Raw genomic sequence first — 16,302 nt, 5'->3', positions numbered from 1 at the left:
GTGGTCGAGCTGACGGACGTCACCAAGACCTACCCCGGTGGCGTACGGGCCGTACGCGGGGTCAGCCTCGACATCGGATACGGCGAGGCGGTCGCCGTCGTCGGGCGTTCCGGATCGGGCAAGTCCAGCCTCCTCAACCTGATCGGCACCCTGGACCGCCCCAGCAGCGGCCAGGTCCGCATCGGCGGGCACGACGTGGCGGCCCTGTCCGACCGGCAGCTGTCCGGACTGCGGGCCGCCACGATCGGCTTCGTCTTCCAGCAGTTCCACCTGACCCCGGGCGTCGCGGTGCGGGCGGCGGTGGCCGACGGCCTGCTCTACTCGAGCGTGGCCGCGCGGGAGCGGCTGCGGCGGGCCGACACCGCGCTGGAACGGGTCGGCCTGGGCCATCGGCTGCACCACCGTCCGCACGAGCTGTCCGGCGGCGAGCGGCAGCGGGTGGCGATCGCGCGGGCACTGATCGGCGATCCACCGCTGCTGCTGGCCGACGAGCCCACCGGCAACCTCGACTCCGCCTCCGGCGAGACTGTGCTCGGCCTGCTGACGGAGCTGAACGCGGCCGGCACCACCGTCGTAGTCATCACCCACGACCGGGAGCTGGCGGCACGGCTGCCCAGACGGGTCGAGGTCGCCGACGGGCTCATCGTGCGCGACGAGCGCGAACCCGGTGTGGTGCCGTTCGCCGCGCGGATCGGGGCGGCCCGGTGAGCGCCCCACCCCGCCCCGGGCGGCTGTCGCCGGGCGACGTGCTGCGGGTCGGCGCGGCCGGGCTGCGATCGCGCCGACTGCGGGTGTTCCTGTCCGCGCTCGGCATCGCGATCGGCATCGCCGCGATGATCGCCGTGGTCGGCATCTCCAGCTCCAGCCAGGCCGAACTGGACCGGCAGCTGGACGACCTGGGCACCAACCTGCTGACGGTCGAGCCGGGCAGGTCGTCGGACGACAAACCGACGCAGCTACCGGACGAGGCGCTCGGCATGATCGCGAGGATCGCATCGGTGGAGGCCGTGTCGGCGGTCGCACGGCTGCCCGACGTGCACGCGTACCGCAACGAGCACGTCCACCCCGCGCAGACCGGCAGCCTCACCGTGTACGCGGGCCGCCTGGACCTGCCGGAGACGGTCGGGCTCAGCCCGGTCAGCGGACGCTGGCTGAGCCTGCCCACCGCCGACTTCCCCACCGCCGTGCTGGGCTGGACCGCCGCGCAGCGGCTCGGCATCGACGGCACCGCGGCACAGCCGCAGATCGTGGTCGGCAGCCACCGCTTCACCGTGGTGGGCGTGCTGCGACCGGTGCCGCTGGCCGAGGACCTGGACCGTGCCGTGTTCGTCGGCTGGTCGGCGGCGGCGGCCTACCTCGGCTTCGACGGGCACGCAACGACCGTCTACACGCGTACGGCCGAGGACGCGGTGGTCGAGGTGCGGATGGCGCTTCCGCGGACCGTGAAACCCGGGGCGCCCAACGAGGTCCTGGTCTCGCGGCCGTCCGACGCGCTGGCCGCCAAGATGATCACCGAGAACGCATTCGGCGGCCTGCTGCTGGGCCTCGGCGCGGTGGCGCTGCTGGTCGGCGGGATCGGCGTCACGAACACGATGGTCATCTCGGTGCTCGAACGCCGGTCGGAGATCGGCCTGCGCCGGGCGCTCGGGGCCACCCGCGGCCAGATCCTGCTGCAGTTCCTGGTGGAGTCACTGCTGCTCTCCGCGCTCGGCGGCCTCGGCGGCCTCCTGATCGGCGTCGTGGTGACCGGCGGGTATGCGGCCACACAGGACTGGCCGGCCGTGGTGCCGCTTTGGGCGACGGTGGGCGGGTTCACCGCGACGCTGCTGATCGGCGCGGTCGCGGGACTTTACCCCGCGGTGCGGGCCGCCCGGCTCACGCCGACGGAAGCGCTGGCGGGCATCTGAACCGACCGGCCGGCGGCGTCCCGATCGGGGTCCCCGCCGGCCGGGTACGGCACGTCTCGCGCATCAAGCGATGTGGCCGCGGCCCGTCTGGCTGCGACATCGTCACGACCGGGGCTGTTCCGCCCGGTGCGGCGTCTCGACCGCGCAGTCCGGTGCGCGGCAGTCGCGCCGGTCCCGGTGGATGCGGAAGTCGTTGACGCTGATCCGCACCACGCTGAAGGCCGGCCGGGCAGGACTGCGACGCCAGTACGCGCGTTCGGCGCTCGCGGCCCGCTCCGCGTCGGCCTGCATCAACCGCGGTGCCACGAATTCATGTGTACGCCAGTCCGGCCAGTCACGGCGCACCGCGTACACCACCGCCGAGGCGCCCACCCGCCGCCGCGCCAGACCGAACCAGCCGACACCCACCCACAGGCCACTCATGCCCCGACCTCCGTCATGCGTTTGCGCGGCGGCCGAGATGTGTCGGCCCGCCGGTGCCGGCCGGTACGGCCCCGACACGGCAGTTCTCGTCGGCGTCACCCGGTGCGGGACGACGCCACGGACCCATCGTCACAGCGAGGAGCCGACTACCGACCGCTACGTCGGGGTTCTGTCCACGACGGGGTGACACGGTTGCCGACCCGGCGGGGTCGTGTCGCGGCCGCGTTCCACCGCGCCGCCCACGCTGTGAGACATGTGCATGTGTGGTCATTGTCTCTGCCTGGATCCACGGTCCACAGCCGCTGGCTGCTCACCCGCACCCTGCCTGTCCGACGGCCGCCCCACCGGCACCCGTGATCACCGGGCGGCGGCCCGAAACTTCCGCAGCGACGGCCCGCGGCCTTGCGGAATATAGACTCCTCATTGGAACGAGCAGTCGGCGCACGGGGAAATGCTGACATCGCGCGACGAGGCGCACACAGCGAGCCTCCGCACAGATGATCAGGTGAACATGAAGATTCTGGCGATCAACGGATCCGAACGCAGCCGCGGCTCGACCTGGCAGGCCGCGCAGGAGGTGGCCTCCCACGCCGAGCGGCGCGGCTGCCGGACCGAGGTCATCAACCTGGCGGAGAAACGGGTCCTGGCCTGCGACTGCGGCACCTGCAACTCCCGCCCCGATCCCTGCCCCGTCGACGACAGCGTCGGCGAGGTCATCGCCGCGATGATCGACGCCGATGCCGTCGTGTTCGCCGCCCCCGTCCACGGGTTCGGGCTGTCCTCGCTCATGCAGACCTTCATCGAACGCGCCGGGGTCGGCCACCTCAGGTTCACCCGGCCGCTCACGAACACCATCGGCGCGGCCGTCGTCGTCGGCCGGCGCTACGGCCACCTCGACGTACACGCCCAGCTCCTGCACAATCTGCTGCTCAACCGCTTCATCCTGGTCGGCAGCGGCTTCCCGGTGACCATCCACTCCGGCGGCGAGCAGGGCATCCTGTCCGACACCGAGGGCATGGACGCGCTGCGCCGCACCGTCGACCGGATCGTCGACGTCGGCACCGCCCTGATCGAGTCAGGGACCAGGCTGCCGCGCCCCGAAGAGGTCGAGCGGCGCGTCGGAAGGACCAACTGACCCGTGACCGCGATCGCCAAGGCCGAGTCCCCGGCCGGCAGCGGGCTCGCCCTGCTCGTCGCCAGCAAGTTCGCCTCCACGGTGGCGTACTCCATCCTGTGGGTGCTGCTGCCGCTGTACGTCTACCAGTCCAGCGGGTCGGCGCTGCTCGCCGCGCTGGCCTCGGCGGTCAACGTGCTGCCGTTCCTGCTGTTCGGCATGCTGGCCGGCGCCGTCGTCGACCGGTCCTCCCCGACCCGGGTCATGGTCTGGATGGAGACCGGCAACGCCGCCGTCCTGCTGTGCGTGCCCCTGCTGCTCGCCACCGTCGGCGCGCCGCCGCTGGCGCTGGTCGTCGTCGGGTTCGCCTCGGCCACCGTGTACGTGTGGTTCGAGGTGGCCAGTTCCGCGGCGATCCCTTCCGTGGTCGGCAAGGCCGGGGTGTTCCGCGCCAACAGCTACCTGTGGATGGCCTCGACCGTCGTCACCTCGGTCGCCGCGCCGGTCGGGTTCTTCCTGCTCGACGCGCTGCGCCTCGGCCCGACGTTCGCCCTGCTCGCCGGTTGCTACCTGGTGTCGGCGCTGCTGATCGCGATGATGCGACTGCCTACCGTCGTCAACCCCGGGCGGGCGCGTGAGCCGGACGCGGTCTGGGCGGGTCTGCGGTTCATCGGCGGCCAGCCACTGCTGCGCGCGTACACGATCGTCAACGTGGGCGTCGGGGTGAGCGCCGGCGCGGTATACGGCATGCTCGTCGTCTTCGCCTCGCGCGCGCTGGGCCTGGCCACCGACGACTACCGGATGGCCTGGATCATGACCGCTGCCGGGATCGGCGCGCTGCTCGGCGCGATCGCGGCGCGTCGCTTGAAGACCGCGCCGCCGGTCAGCACCGCCCGGTGGCTGATCGGTGCCGACCTCGGCCTGCTGCTGGCCTATGCCGCCGCACCGAACTGGGCCGTCGCCCTGGCCGCGCTGCTGTGCTGGAACACCGTCCACACCTGTTTCATGGTGGTGGGCATCTCCGTACGGCAGATGGTGACCCCGCTGAGCCTGCAGGGCCGGGTCAACGCGGTCGGCCGCATGATCGCGTGGGGGTCGGTGCCGCTGGGCACGCTGCTGTGCGGCTGGCTCACCGAGGTCCTCGGGCCCCGGCAGGCGCTGGCGGCCCTCGCCGTGTGCGCACTGGCCAGCCTGGTCGTCGCCCTGCGCACCCCGCGCACGCTCACCATGGAGGAAGCAACCGCATGACCACCCGGTCCCCGCTGCGGGTCCTGTTCGTGGCGTTCAGCCGCTCCAGCCTCGGCCACGTCACCCGGATGCGCACCGCCGCGCAGCGCTTCCAGCTCGCCGGCCACCAGGTCGCCGTCGCCGCGCACGAGGAGGTCCGCCCGATCGTCGAACGCGCCGGGCTGCCCTGGCTCGGCATCGACGAGATCGGCCCCGCCCCGGCCTGGCGCGGCATGGACGACATCGCCGAGCTGCGCGCGTTCGCCCGCACCCGGCTGGCCAGCCCCGGCTACGTCGAGACCTGCCTGGCCGACGAGCTGCGCACCATCGACGACTTCGGCCCCGACGCGGTGGTCAGCGACATGCGCAACACCGCGTCGGTGGCCGCCTCGATGCGCGGGCTGCCCAGCGTCACCTGCCACAACCTGCGCCTGTTCCGCCATCCGATGCACGCCGTGCTGCCCGAGGTCCTCATCACCCTCGACCAGCTCGGCGTCGCCGACAACCACGCCGGCAAGGTGCTGGGCGACGCGATGCTGGTGCCCGACCTGGCGCTGCTCGACCCGCTGTCCGATATCCCCGCCGAGACGATGGGCCTGGTCACCAGCCTGGTCTCCGAGATCCGCCACATCGGCGCCCTGGTCCCCGCCGAGCTGCACACCGTGCCGGTGCGCACCGGACGGGCGCCGCTGCTCAACATCACCCTCGGCGGCAGCGGAGCCGGGGACAAGGACCTGCTCCGCGTGGTGGCCGCCGCCCGCGGGCTCGGCGTGCCGCTCGCGGTCACCCTCGGCGTCGAAGGCGACGGCAGCGCGGCGCTCGCCGCGCAGGTCGCCGCGGCGGCCGGCGACCTGGCCGTCGACATCGCGGGATTCCGGCACGACGCGGTCGACCTCATGGCCCGCGCGAGCGCCGCGGTCGTGCACGGCGGCCACTCCTCCATGATCGAGGGCCTGCTGTGCGCCACGCCGCTGGTGTTCGTACCGCACTCTGCCGAGCAGCGCGGCAACGCCGGCCGCATCACCGAGCTCGGTCTGGGCGCTACCGTCGCGCCGGACGACCCGGCCGAGACCATCGCCGCGAAGATCGCATCGATGCTCGCCCCGCCGGACCGGGAGGTCCACACCGCCTTCGCGGAGACCCTCCGCGCCGCCGACGGCGCGCAGGCGATGGTCGAGCACGTGGAGCGCGCCGTCACCCTGCATCGGATCACCAGGAGCAGCCATGCCGCACAGTGACCGCGAGGTACGCCTGTCGACCGTGATCATGACCCATCCCGCCCGGGCCGACCGCGCCCAGGCGCTCGCCGACGAGCTCGTCAAGCTCTCTCCCGTACTGGTCGTCGACGACGGCGCACCCGGCCGGGGCAACCTCGGCAACGCCGTGCGAGCCTGGGCCGCGGTCGGCGCCGACGCGACCCACCACCTGGTGCTGCAGGACGACGTGATGCCGTGCGACGGATTCGCCGAGCAGCTGCACCGGGCCGTACGGGCCCGGCCCGACGACGCCGTCAGCCTGTTCTGCGAGTGGGGCTCACGCACCGCCGGCCTGGTGCGCGCCGCCGCCTGGCAGGGCTGGTCCTGGGCGCGGGCGGTCGACGTGTACACCCCGTCGCAGGGACTCGTCCTGCCCCGGCAGGCGGCGCTCGACTTCGCCGCGAGCGTCGAGGACCCGAGCGGCGCCGACGACCTCGCGCTGTCGGCGCATCTGCGCGCCACGGGACGCCGCACCCTGGTCACCGTGCCGAACCTGGTGGAACACGACGACCACCTGAGCCTGACCGGCAACGGCTTCCAAGGACTGCGGCACGCCGCGTGCCCGGCCGCGGACGGCGCGCCCGTCGACTTCGACACCGCCGTGGCAGGGGACGGCCTGGTCTGGGTGCCGTGGGCGTCCTGGATGCGGGTGCACGCCGAATGGTTCTTCTGCGGCGACGAGGGCGAGCTCACCTGGCTCGGCGAGTTCGCCGACACCAGGCTCCCCGACGGCCTGCGCAAAGCCGACCTGTCCGAGCGGTTCTACGCCGACCTCGCCGCCGCCGACCCGGCTCTGCCCGCCGCGGTCAGCGAGCTCACCCTCTTCGAATACTGGACGACGTACTTCGCACTCGGTCTGACCATGCCGGACACCGCGCCCCCCGAGCCCGGCCCGCTGGCCGCACGCGCCTTCGCGACCGCGTTCCCGGGCCTGTTCCGGCGCTACCTGCCGATGTCGAGCGTAAAAGCGCTCCGGACATCGGCCGGGCAGTTCGCCGCCGCGGCCTTCCGGCGGGGAGCCGAAGCCGGGCTCGAACGGCCCCACCCCGGCTGGTACACCGGATGAGCCGTCCCGTACCCGGCCCGCCGCCGCACCACTGGCTGGGCCGGCGCGGCAACGCCCACGCCTACGCCGCCGACCCGGTCGCCTACACCGCCCGGCTGCACCACGACTTCGGCCCGGTCAGCGGGCTGGTGCACGGCGACAGCCGACAGGTGTTCGTGTTCGGAGCCGAGCACAACCGGGCCGTGCTCACCGACGGCGACGTGTTCCACACCGTGCTCGAGTATGCGATCCCGGCCCGGATCCGGCGCGTGCGCCGCGGGATCGGGCTGCTCAACATGAACGGCCCGGCCCACCGGGAAGCCCGGCACACCGTGACGCCGTCGTTCCGGCCGCAAGCGATGGGACGTCATGCCGAGGTCATCGCCAGACTCGCCGCCGAGGAGGTCGACTCCTGGGTCCCCGGCCAGCCGTTCGACCTGACCGCCGCCATGCGGCGGCTCACCCTGCGGATCGCCTGCCAGTGCTTCTTCGGTGTCGACATCGCGCGCGACGCCGACTCCATCGGCCGCCTGGTCCAGCAGATGCTGGCCCTGCGCTACTTCGCCTCGTCGATCCGCTACTTCCCGTTCGACCTGCCCGGCACCCCGTACCGGCGGCTGCTCACCGTCATCCGGCGGCTCGACGACGCGCTCGCGTCCATCGTGGACGCCCGGCGCACCGCCGGCCACCCGCCCGACCTGCTGCAGTCGCTGCTGGGCAACCGCGACGAGCACGGCCGGGGCCTGACCGACGACCAGCTCGTCGGGCACCTCACCACGCTGCTGGTCGCCGGACACGAAACCTCCTCCAGCACGCTGTGCTGGGCGCTGATCCTGCTCTCGCAGCACCGATCCGACCTGGACGAGGCACTCGACGACGTCGGCGGCCGCACACCCGCGGAGTGCGCCGGGTCCACGGTGCTCGACCGCACCCTCAAGGAGACCCTGCGGCTGCTGCCACCCGGTCCCAACACCTCCCGGATCGCGGTCGCCCCGGCCACGGTCGGCGGGCACGAGGTCCCCGCCGGGTGCCAGGTCGTGACCAGCAAGTACGTGACCCACCGCGACCCTGTCCTGTTCCCCGAGCCGCTGCGGTTCCGGCCCGGGCGCTGGGCGACGGCAACCCCGAGCCGGTACGAATATCTGCCCTACGGCGCCGGGCCGCACGTGTGCATCGGTGCGGCCTTCGCCGACCTGGAGATGAAGGTCGTGCTCGGCGCGATCCTCAGCCGCTACGTGCTCGTGCCCGTGCCGGGCAGCCCGATCTCCCGCGAGGTCGGGCTGCTCATGTCGCCCAAGGGGCCCGTGCACGTGGTGGCTCACCCGCGGGCCGCCGCGCCCCCGCGCCGCGACCCGGTCGACGGCGACCTCAACGAGATGGTGGACCTGTACGGCGACGAGCGGTGGAGACTCGGATGGTAGAACGGCTCCCGGTCAGCCTGGTGATGGCGACCTGCGACAAGCGCGAATACCTCGCGCTCACCCTCGAATCCTTGCTCGCCCAGACATACGCCGGTTTCGAGGTCGTGCTCTGCGACGACGGCACCGCCGGCGGCGTCGAGGACGTCGTCTCGCCGTTCCGCGACCGGCTCGACATCCAGCTGGTCGTGCAGGACAACCGGGGCCGGGCCGCGGCCCGCAACACCGCGCTGGCCCGCGCCGACGGCGAGCTGATCGTCTTCATCGACGACGACCGGATGGCCGGCCCCGACTTCGTCGCCGAGCACGTCGCGGCGGCGCTGAGCGGGCGCGACGGCACCATCGGCTGGAAGCGGCGGGCGCTGACCTGGTGGCGGCCCGGCGTCCTGCCCCTCGGCGAGCAGGATCTGCTGCGGCTGGTCGACCGGGTCGGCGACGTGGGACGCCTGGCCGAGCCGATCAGTTTCCTCGAACCGGGCGAGCTTGCCGCCGACCCGGCGGGCGCGTTCGCCCGCACCGAACTCGGCGACGAACCCGACAACTATCACGCGATCGTCGAGGCCTACGGCACCGAACTCGCGGACTTCCGGTTCGGCTGGGCGCTGGCCACGACCGCGAACCTGTCCGTGCGCCGCGCCGCGGTCAAGGAGGTCGGCGGGTTCGACGAGTCCTTCACCGGCTGGGGGCTGGAGGACACCGACCTGAGCTACCGCCTCCACCAGGCCGGGGTGGCCTTCTCGGTGAGCCCCACCGCGATCAACTACCACCAGGTGCACCCGCTGGCCCACCCGGATCCGACGGTGGCGCAGCGGATCATGCGTGCTCAGCTGCTACGCAACCTGGACCACTTCTGCCGCAGGCACCAGGCACTCGACGCCTACCTGTTCCGCAGGCGCTGGGAGCACGCGATGACCCTCGCCGAGGCCGACCGGCTGCTCAAACTGGTCGAGCAGCAGAACAACCCGCTGCTGCGCCGCGAACTCGAGGCACTGTACGCCGCCCGCTGAGTGCAGACCGCCCGGATTCGCGCCGGGTCTGGCGGCGGTGGCGGACACGGCGGCCAGGTGGCGGGGCGGCGCGTATGCCGCGGAGGTCGCGGCGGTGTGGCCGTACCTCGGGTCCGTACGGCTGGCCGAGGCCCGGGAACGCGGCGACGTGGTCGAGGCCACGTGGCTGTCGCTGTACGAGAACCACACGGGCGATGTCGGACGCGCCCGCCTGCACGCCTTCGTGGCGTTGGCATTCCACGAGCCGCGGCTGCGTCGCCTGCGGCCGTTCACCAGCCACTGGAGGCTGGTGTTCAGCAGGTCGCCGACCTTTCCGTGGTCGCGGGACTGCCCGTCGGTGGACCCGCTCGAACGTGGCAGGTACCGGGTACGGGCCGCCGACGGCAGTGAACTCGGCGTCGCCGACGCCACCGGAAGCCTCGCCCTTGTTCTCGCGGCGCTGGACACAGTCGCCGCCGGACAGCTGAACGTCTAGGTTCTGTCTCGCGGACCATGCGGCGTACACAACACCAAAAACGACGTTCGTCGTCAGCCGGATGTCACACGGTGTTGGACGATGCCGTTGACCTCAGAGGTGAGCGGTGCCGCCGCCGTCGGCCAGGGCCTTCGCCACCGCCGCGAGATTCGCCTGCCACTCCTGCTCGGGTGCCGGTGGCAGCAGGTCGTCCCACACGGCCAGGCAGGCGCCGCGGAACTGCAGCATTCCCGCGGGCCGGGCGATGAACCAGTAGTGCAGGTGCGCATCGCCGTCGCCCCAGCGGTTGACGTGCACGCGGGCGATCCCGCCCAGGGCGAGCATCGCCCGTTCCACGCGCTGCATCAGCGGACCCAGCTCGGCGGATCGTTCGGCCGGCAGGTCGCTGAGGTCGAAGTGGCCGTGCGGGCGCAGCATGACCAGCAGCGGCAGGCCGGACGGCTGCTTGAGGTGGGTGACCCGCCAGTGCTCGTCGGACCAGATGACATTGCGCTCCGGGTGCAGGCAGCTGCGGCACGAACCCGGACCGTCTTCACCGTCGCGTGCGGGTTCGGGCAGCACCGGTGGCTCCAACGACCGCACCCGCAGGTCGCCTTCGTAGGGAAAGGTCGACCATCCGGGGATGCCGTCGGCGGGCATCGGGATCGGCTCCCCGATAGGCAGGCGGGCGACGAACGGGTGCGGAGACTCGATCACGGAAGACATCCTGCCAGGCGGCGGCTGCGGCCGGTGCCCCGTGCGCACGGCCACACCATCCATTCCGGACCAGACGACCCACTGCGCCATGGCCGGGCCGACGTCGCGCGGATCCGCTCCGGTCAGATCGGAGCCCCGCCGAAGCCGATCTCGTTGCCGTCGGGGTCACGGAAGATCGCCTTGCGGACGCCGTTGCCGTAGGTCTCCTGCTCGGCCGGCTGCAGGCCGCGTTCGGCGATCTGGGCCAGTCGGACGTCGAAGTCGTCGAGGAAGACCGTGTGCATGGCATGCCCGGCGTGCTCGGGCCGCACGTCGACGTACACGTACCGGTGTTCGGCGAGCTCCCACACCGCCTCGGTGTCGTTCGGCAGGAACGCCGGCGGGCCACCGAGCAGCCGCTCGTACCAGGCGACCGCCGTCGCGTAGTCACGGACGGGGACACCCGCGAACAGATCCACGCTCATGCCGCCATGCTAGACGGCGGCTCCGACGGCACGGCCCGGCGCAGGCGGTGCCGTCGGAGCTCGACAGTCAGGCGGCTGGGGCCGCGCCGTTCCAGATCGGCGGCGCGTATCCGGCCGGCTTGTCGCCGATACCGAGGCCCGGGCTCACGATCCAGGACTGGTACCGCGGGGTGAACATCCGGTAGGGCCCGCCCGGCTCCGGTGCCCCGGCCTGCTCCAGCCGTTCGCGCAGCTCGACCGGGATGGTGAAGTCGAGCGCGGCCAGGTTGGCGTCGAGCTGCGCGGCGCTGCTGGCACCGATGATCACCGAGCCGACGGCGGGCCGGTTCGCCACCCAGTTGACCGCCACCTGGGCCATGCTCCGGCCGAGTTCGGCGGCGACCTTCTCCAGGGCCTCGATCACGGCCCAGTCGCGGTCGGCGACCTGCTGCGCTCCCCCGCTGCCGAGTCGGCCCTCGCCCGCCAGGCCGTCGCCGGTGCGCCGGTACTTGCCCGACAGCAGGCCGCCGCCGATCGGGCTCCAGGCGGTCAGCCCGATGCCCAGCGACTGCGCCATCGCCGGATACTCGGCCTCGATACCCCGGTTGACCAGCGAGTACGGCAGCTGCAGGTTGATCATCGGGGTGAGCGCGTGGGCCTCGGCGAGGCTCTGTGCGCGGGCGGCGTACCAGGCGGGCACGTCGGACAGCCCCGCGTAACGGATCTTTCCGGCGCGCACCAGGTCGTCGAAGGTGCGTACCACCTCCTCGACCGGGGTGATCCGGTCCCAGGTGTGCAGCAGGTAGAGGTCGAGATAGTCGGTGCCGAGGCGGCGCAGCGACGCGTCCAGGGCCCGGATGATGTGCTTGCGGCCATTGCCCGCGGCGTTCGGATCGGCCGGGTCGATGGTGTTGGTGAACTTGCTGGTCAGCACGACCCGGTCGCGCACTCCGGCGGCCGCGATCAGCCGGCCGAGGATGGTCTCGCTCTCGCCCGCGGTGTAGAAGTCCGCCGTGTCGATGAAGTTGCCGCCGCCGTCGAGGTAGCCCCGGAGGATCGGCTCGGCCTCGCGCTCGGTCTTGCCGTATGCGGCGTGGAAGCCGCCGGTGCCGAAGTTCATCGTGCCCAGCGCCAGCCGGCTCACCCGCAGTCCGGACCTGCCGAGCAGGTAGTAGTCGTTCACAGCTGCCGTCCCCCTGTTGGCTGATGAGGTCCCCGCGATCCAAGATTGGACCGTTCAGTCCAACCTAACGCGCCAGGAATGGACCGTCAAGTCCAGATCTTGCAAATGCCCTGGTCAGCACCTGACCCGTGGACTCGGCCGACAGCGATCGCCGCTTTCACGTACGCCGCATGGGTTGTCGATCGTTTGCCACGACTCCCGCACGGTGGTGTCTTGCCGGACTTCACCCGATTTGTGAGGCAGGATGTCGGACGTGGAGTGACCTTCGCGCGCAGGTCGCCCTCGCCGCCCATGAGAACGGCTTCCTCCGGGGGCTGAGCGAGGCCGCCAGCGCGAACCACGCGGCGACCCCGCCGCGCCGCGCAGGCCCCACCGTCCGCGGCCCACCGCCTCCCCCTGTTCACGCGCCCAGCACATCCCGACCGGAAGGGTTCGCACCATGACCACGCCCCCGGCACCCGGCTCGGCCGGCGCTTCGGCGCCATCCGACGGCCCAGGAAAGCAGACCGGCCCGAGCGCCCACCCGAACCCGCACGGCCCCGGCGTCCGGGCCGGTCACGGCCGGAGCAACGGCGGCGGCCACGGCCCGGCGCCGGTCGGCCCGGCACCACTGCGCCCCGTCGCCGGACGCGCCACCGTGCCGTCCGCGTCGGGCCGCGCGAGCGTCGGCGCCAACCCCGGCCGGGTCGCCGCGGGACGCGCCGGCGTCGGCGCCAACCCCGGCCGGCCCGGCACGGGCGGCGCGAACCGCACCGCCGTGCTGCCCGCAGGGCGCGAGACGGAGGACGAGCCGCAGGGCGGTCGCGCCGGGAGCAAGCGCACCGGGCGCAAGGGACGGCTCGGCAGGTGGAAGTGGCGCAGCATCGTGCTGGCCTCCACCGCGGTCGTCGTCATGCTCGCCGGCGGCGGCCTGATCGGGGTCGCCTACCTCTACGACTCGGTGCCCGAGCCCGCGGATTTCAGCCCGAACGAGAACACCTTCGTCTACTCGTCCGACGGCGCGCAGATCGCCAAGCTCGGCGGCGAGAACCGCGAGATCGTCCCGATGTCCAGGTTGTCCGACGAGGTGAAGGTGGCTCTCATCGCGGGCGAGGACAAGAACTTCTTCAACCACCACGGCATCGACCTGTGGGGCGTCGCCCGCGCCGCGTGGAACAACCTCACCGGCGGCGAGACCCAGGGCGCCTCCACCATCACCCAGCAGTACGCCCGCAACGCGGCCAAGGACCTAGAGGTCACCTATGCCCGCAAGCTGCGCGAGGCGGTGATGGCGCGGCGGCTCGAGGAGGAGCACTCCAAGGACGAGATCCTCGGGTTCTACGTCAACACCGTCTGGTTCGGCCGCGGCTCCAGCGGCGTCGGCGCAGCGGCGAAGGCCTACTTCGGCAAGTCCGCCGACCAGCTGACGATCGAGCAGGCGGCGGTGCTCGGCGCGGTGCTCAAGCAGCCTGAGCCCAACGAGTACGACGGCACCAAGGGCTACGACCCGCACCTCAGCCCCGACGCCGCCCGGGTCCGCTGGAACTACGTGCTCGACAACATGGTCGAGATGGGCCGACTCGACCGGCAGAAGCGCGCGACCATGGTGTATCCGGACAAGACGCTGCGCAAGTACTCCGCGAGGTCCGGCGAGACGGGCATCCAGGGCACCGGCACCGGCTTCGTGATCAACAAGTACGTCGAGCGGGAGATGGCGGCGTGGGGGATCACCGACTGGCGCAACAAGGGCTACCGGATCACCACGACGATCAACTCCAAGGCCCAGAAGGCACTGGAGGCGCAATTGTTCCGCACGTTCGAATGGAAGGAGACCTGTAAGGGCAAGGGCGATGAGAAAGAGTGCACCAACGACGTCGTCAAGGCGATCGATCACAAGGTCGACGGCAAGTACACCAAGATCAAAGGCTATCCCAAGAACGTGATCGCGGCCGGGGTGGCCATCGACCCGAGGAACGGCCGGGTGCTGGCCTACTACGGCGGCGCCGACGGCACCGGCATCGACTACGCCGGAAAGATCAACGAGGGCACGATCTGGGAGGACGGCGGACACCCGCCGGCGTCCTCGTTCAAGGTCTACACGCTGGCCGCCGCGATCGACGCGGGCATCTCGCTCAAGTCGACCTGGGACCCGACCCCCATCGTCGCCACCGGCAAGAAGAGGAACTGCGACAAGTACCAGCTGTGCCCGTACGAGGTGGAGAACGCCGGCCGCGACCCCGGCGGCCTCAAGTGCAAGCGCAAGTGCACGCTGCAGGACGTCACCCGGCTCTCGCTGAACGTGCCGTTCTTCAAGATCGCGAAGAAGATCGAGCCGAAGAACGTCGTGGCCATGGCGCACGCGGCCGGCATCAACACCATGTGGGCCGTCAGCGACGGCAAGGCCCGCAACCTGGAGAAACCCGAGACGGACACGAGCCGGGCCTCCTTCGACTACCAGGTCGGCTTCGGGCAGTACCCCGTCACCGTGCTCGACCACGCCTCGGGCATGGCGACCTTCGCCAACCACGGCGTCTACAACAAGCCGCACGTCGTGCTCAAAGTCGAGAAGAAGGACGAGCGGACCGGCAAGTACCACCTCGTGCCGAACACCGGCGAGGTCAGCAGGGCCGAGCGGCGGATCCGGCAGGAGGTGGCCGACGAGGTCACCGGCATGCTCAAGCAGCTGCCCAAGAGCTACTACCGGGCGCTGGCGGGCGGCCGCCAAGCCGCCGCGAAGACCGGCACCTGGGAGAGCAAGGTCCAGGACAAGGCCCACTCCAACGTCTGGACCGTCGGCTACACGCCGCAGATCGCCACGGCCGTCTGGGTCGGCAACGTCAAGAACGCCTCGGACCCGATCTACCGGCCCAAGGCACTGGGCGGTGGCAACATCACCAGCGTCGGCCTGCCCGCCGACATCTGGCAGGGGTTCATGAACCAGGCCCACGCCGACATGAAACTCCCGCTGGAGCCCCTGGCCAACGGCACCAACGGCAAGATCGGCGAAGTCGAGGGCGTGGGTGACGGCGTCGAACCGTCGAAGAAGCCGAAGCCGGACGACTGCAAGCCCAAGCCGGCCTGCCTGATCCCCAGCCCCGGCGCCCCCGGCAACGCAAACCTGGTGCCGTCGCCTACCGCCGGGCCCGGTGGCGGACTCAAGCCGGGCACGCCACCAGGCCCGTTACCGTCCGCTTCGCCCTGAACGACCGCAGCGCGGCACCGAGCCCGGCTGGCCCACCCAGCCGGGCTCGCCCGTCCCGCAGCCGCCCCGGTCTGCTCGCCCCTGCCTTCGCGCGCCGAGGCATGGCAGTATGGCGGCACCCGTCACGCACGGGCCGTCATTCATGCCGCGGCTGGGAGCATTCATGGACAACGCCATCGACCACGCTCCCCTGCACCACGACGGCGACGGCGGCATCGGGGTCGTGGTCTGCCACGGCTTCACCGGGTCGCCGCACAGCATGCGGCCCTGGGCCCGCCACCTGGCCGAGCAGGGCTGGTCGGTGCGGCTGCCGCTGCTGCCGGGCCACGGCACCAGCTGGCGCGACGCCAACCGCACCACCTGGCAGGACTGGTACACCGAGGTCGAGCGCGCGGTCACCGACCTGCGCCGGCACTGCACCGCGGTGTACGCCGTCGGCCTGTCCATGGGCGGCACCCTCGCCCTGCGGCTCGCCCAGCAGCACCCCGACCTGGCCGGCATCGTGCTGGTCAACCCCGCCGTCACCATGCTGCGCTGGGACGCGAAGCTGCTGCCCGTGCTGGGCCTGGTCGTGCCGTCGGTGCCGGCGATCGGCAACGACATCGCCAAGCCCGGCATCGACGAGGGCGCCTACCCTCGCACGCCGGTGCGGGCCGCGGCGTCGCTGCGCCGCTTCCAGTCCGTCGTCCGCGCCGACCTGCCCAAGGTCGCCCAGCCCGTGCTGCTCTACCACTCCGCCAACGACCATGTCGTGGAGCCCGTCAACAGCGAGATCGTGCTGAAGGGCATCGCCTCGGCGGACGTGGAGGAGGTCGTCCTGCAGGAGAGCTACCACGTGGCGACGCTCGACCACGACGCACCGCTGATCTTCGACGGCAGCGTGGCCTTCATCCGGCGCCTGAGCAGCTGACGACCGCCTGCTCGAGC

At 71.8% G+C, this 16,302-nt stretch carries 15 protein-coding genes; 11 read left to right on the top strand and 4 right to left on the bottom strand.

The window, feature by feature from the left end; all coding sequences use genetic code 11:
* Together FLL47_RS13315 and FLL47_RS13310 are read left to right on the top strand one after the other, a co-directional pair.
* The gene (locus tag FLL47_RS13315; RefSeq protein ID WP_144120820.1) at positions 1-708 is read left to right on the top strand and encodes an ABC transporter ATP-binding protein; all 708 of its coding nucleotides are present in this window, start codon (positions 1-3) and stop codon (positions 706-708) included.
* Positions 705-1,907 (top strand): ABC transporter permease, encoded by a 1,203-nt coding sequence (locus FLL47_RS13310; RefSeq protein ID WP_222106056.1) that lies wholly within the window; start codon positions 705-707, stop codon positions 1,905-1,907. Before FLL47_RS13315 ends, FLL47_RS13310 begins: the two co-directional genes overlap by 4 nt.
* Before the next feature lie 102 nt (positions 1,908-2,009).
* On the opposite strand, the gene FLL47_RS13305 is transcribed toward FLL47_RS13310, so the two are convergent.
* Positions 2,010-2,330: a hypothetical protein gene (locus FLL47_RS13305; protein ID WP_144120819.1), complete on the bottom strand. Its 321-nt coding sequence runs from the start codon at positions 2,328-2,330 to the stop codon at positions 2,010-2,012.
* A 511-nt stretch (positions 2,331-2,841) separates the two neighbouring features.
* Here FLL47_RS13305 and FLL47_RS13300 point away from each other — a divergent pair.
* The 7 genes from FLL47_RS13300 to FLL47_RS13275 are packed head-to-tail and all read left to right on the top strand — an operon-like array spanning position 2,842 to position 9,872.
* A complete protein-coding gene (locus FLL47_RS13300) occupies positions 2,842-3,465 on the top strand; it encodes a flavodoxin family protein (protein ID WP_144120848.1) in 624 nt (207 codons plus the stop codon).
* Positions 3,466-3,468: 3 nt separating this feature from the next.
* Positions 3,469-4,692, top strand: coding sequence for an MFS transporter (locus FLL47_RS13295; protein ID WP_144120818.1), 1,224 nt, complete (start codon positions 3,469-3,471; stop codon positions 4,690-4,692).
* The gene (locus FLL47_RS13290; protein ID WP_144120817.1) at positions 4,689-5,909 is read left to right on the top strand and encodes a glycosyltransferase; all 1,221 of its coding nucleotides are present in this window, start codon (positions 4,689-4,691) and stop codon (positions 5,907-5,909) included. Before FLL47_RS13295 ends, FLL47_RS13290 begins: the two co-directional genes overlap by 4 nt.
* Complete coding sequence (locus FLL47_RS42875) at positions 5,896-6,993, top strand: hypothetical protein (RefSeq protein ID WP_186315703.1); 1,098 nt, start codon at positions 5,896-5,898, stop codon at positions 6,991-6,993. Before FLL47_RS13290 ends, FLL47_RS42875 begins: the two co-directional genes overlap by 14 nt.
* Positions 6,990-8,393 (top strand): cytochrome P450, encoded by a 1,404-nt coding sequence (locus FLL47_RS13285; RefSeq protein ID WP_186315702.1) that lies wholly within the window; start codon positions 6,990-6,992, stop codon positions 8,391-8,393. The genes FLL47_RS42875 and FLL47_RS13285 overlap by 4 nt, the downstream gene beginning before the upstream one ends.
* Positions 8,387-9,397, top strand: a complete 1,011-nt coding sequence (locus FLL47_RS13280; protein ID WP_144120815.1) for a glycosyltransferase family 2 protein — start codon at positions 8,387-8,389, stop codon at positions 9,395-9,397. Before FLL47_RS13285 ends, FLL47_RS13280 begins: the two co-directional genes overlap by 7 nt.
* Positions 9,398-9,434: 37 nt before the next feature.
* On the top strand, positions 9,435-9,872 hold the full coding sequence (locus FLL47_RS13275) for a DUF6193 family natural product biosynthesis protein (protein ID WP_144120814.1): 438 nt from the start codon (positions 9,435-9,437) through the stop codon (positions 9,870-9,872).
* Between the two features lie 93 nt (positions 9,873-9,965).
* On the opposite strand, the gene FLL47_RS13270 is transcribed toward FLL47_RS13275, so the two are convergent.
* The 3 genes from FLL47_RS13270 to FLL47_RS13260 all read right to left on the bottom strand — a co-directional run bounded on the left by FLL47_RS13270 (position 9,966) and on the right by FLL47_RS13260 (position 12,194).
* Positions 9,966-10,568, bottom strand: coding sequence for an HIT family protein (locus FLL47_RS13270; RefSeq protein WP_246157874.1), 603 nt, complete (start codon positions 10,566-10,568; stop codon positions 9,966-9,968).
* A 122-nt stretch (positions 10,569-10,690) separates the two neighbouring features.
* Positions 10,691-11,032: a VOC family protein gene (locus tag FLL47_RS13265; protein WP_144120812.1), complete on the bottom strand. Its 342-nt coding sequence runs from the start codon at positions 11,030-11,032 to the stop codon at positions 10,691-10,693.
* A 67-nt stretch (positions 11,033-11,099) separates the two neighbouring features.
* On the bottom strand, positions 11,100-12,194 hold the full coding sequence (locus FLL47_RS13260) for an aldo/keto reductase (RefSeq protein ID WP_222106055.1): 1,095 nt from the start codon (positions 12,192-12,194) through the stop codon (positions 11,100-11,102).
* Between the two features lie 439 nt (positions 12,195-12,633).
* Here FLL47_RS13260 and FLL47_RS13255 point away from each other — a divergent pair, with 439 nt between their 5' ends.
* Both FLL47_RS13255 and FLL47_RS13250 read left to right on the top strand, forming a co-directional pair.
* A complete protein-coding gene (locus tag FLL47_RS13255) occupies positions 12,634-15,375 on the top strand; it encodes a transglycosylase domain-containing protein (RefSeq protein WP_144120811.1) in 2,742 nt (913 codons plus the stop codon).
* A 163-nt stretch (positions 15,376-15,538) separates the two neighbouring features.
* Positions 15,539-16,285 carry an alpha/beta hydrolase gene (locus FLL47_RS13250; RefSeq protein WP_144120810.1) on the top strand — a complete coding sequence of 249 codons (747 nt, stop codon included), beginning with the start codon at positions 15,539-15,541 and terminating at the stop codon, positions 16,283-16,285.
* Positions 16,286-16,302: the final 17 nt, after the last annotated feature.

Origin of the sequence: Catellatospora sichuanensis, from assembly GCF_007483665.1 — a bacterium.
GTDB lineage: Bacteria > Actinomycetota > Actinomycetes > Mycobacteriales > Micromonosporaceae > Catellatospora > Catellatospora sichuanensis.
The sequence above is the reverse complement of the archived record's forward strand: the minus strand, read 5'-3'. Positions and strand labels throughout refer to the sequence as shown.

Excerpts from the sequence above, each read along its gene's own strand:
- FLL47_RS13305 (WP_144120819.1), bottom strand. The coding sequence starts at position 2,330 with ATGAGTGGCCTGTGGGTGGGTGTCGGCTGGTTCGGTCTGGCGCGGCGG.
- FLL47_RS13300 (WP_144120848.1), top strand. The coding sequence starts at position 2,842 with ATGAAGATTCTGGCGATCAACGGATCCGAACGCAGCCGCGGCTCGACC.
- FLL47_RS13290 (WP_144120817.1), top strand. The coding sequence starts at position 4,689 with ATGACCACCCGGTCCCCGCTGCGGGTCCTGTTCGTGGCGTTCAGCCGC.
- FLL47_RS42875 (WP_186315703.1), top strand. The coding sequence starts at position 5,896 with ATGCCGCACAGTGACCGCGAGGTACGCCTGTCGACCGTGATCATGACC.
- FLL47_RS13285 (WP_186315702.1), top strand. The coding sequence starts at position 6,990 with ATGAGCCGTCCCGTACCCGGCCCGCCGCCGCACCACTGGCTGGGCCGG.
- FLL47_RS13280 (WP_144120815.1), top strand. The coding sequence starts at position 8,387 with ATGGTAGAACGGCTCCCGGTCAGCCTGGTGATGGCGACCTGCGACAAG.
- FLL47_RS13265 (WP_144120812.1), bottom strand. The coding sequence starts at position 11,032 with ATGAGCGTGGATCTGTTCGCGGGTGTCCCCGTCCGTGACTACGCGACG.
- FLL47_RS13255 (WP_144120811.1), top strand. The coding sequence starts at position 12,634 with ATGACCACGCCCCCGGCACCCGGCTCGGCCGGCGCTTCGGCGCCATCC.
- FLL47_RS13250 (WP_144120810.1), top strand. The coding sequence starts at position 15,539 with ATGGACAACGCCATCGACCACGCTCCCCTGCACCACGACGGCGACGGC.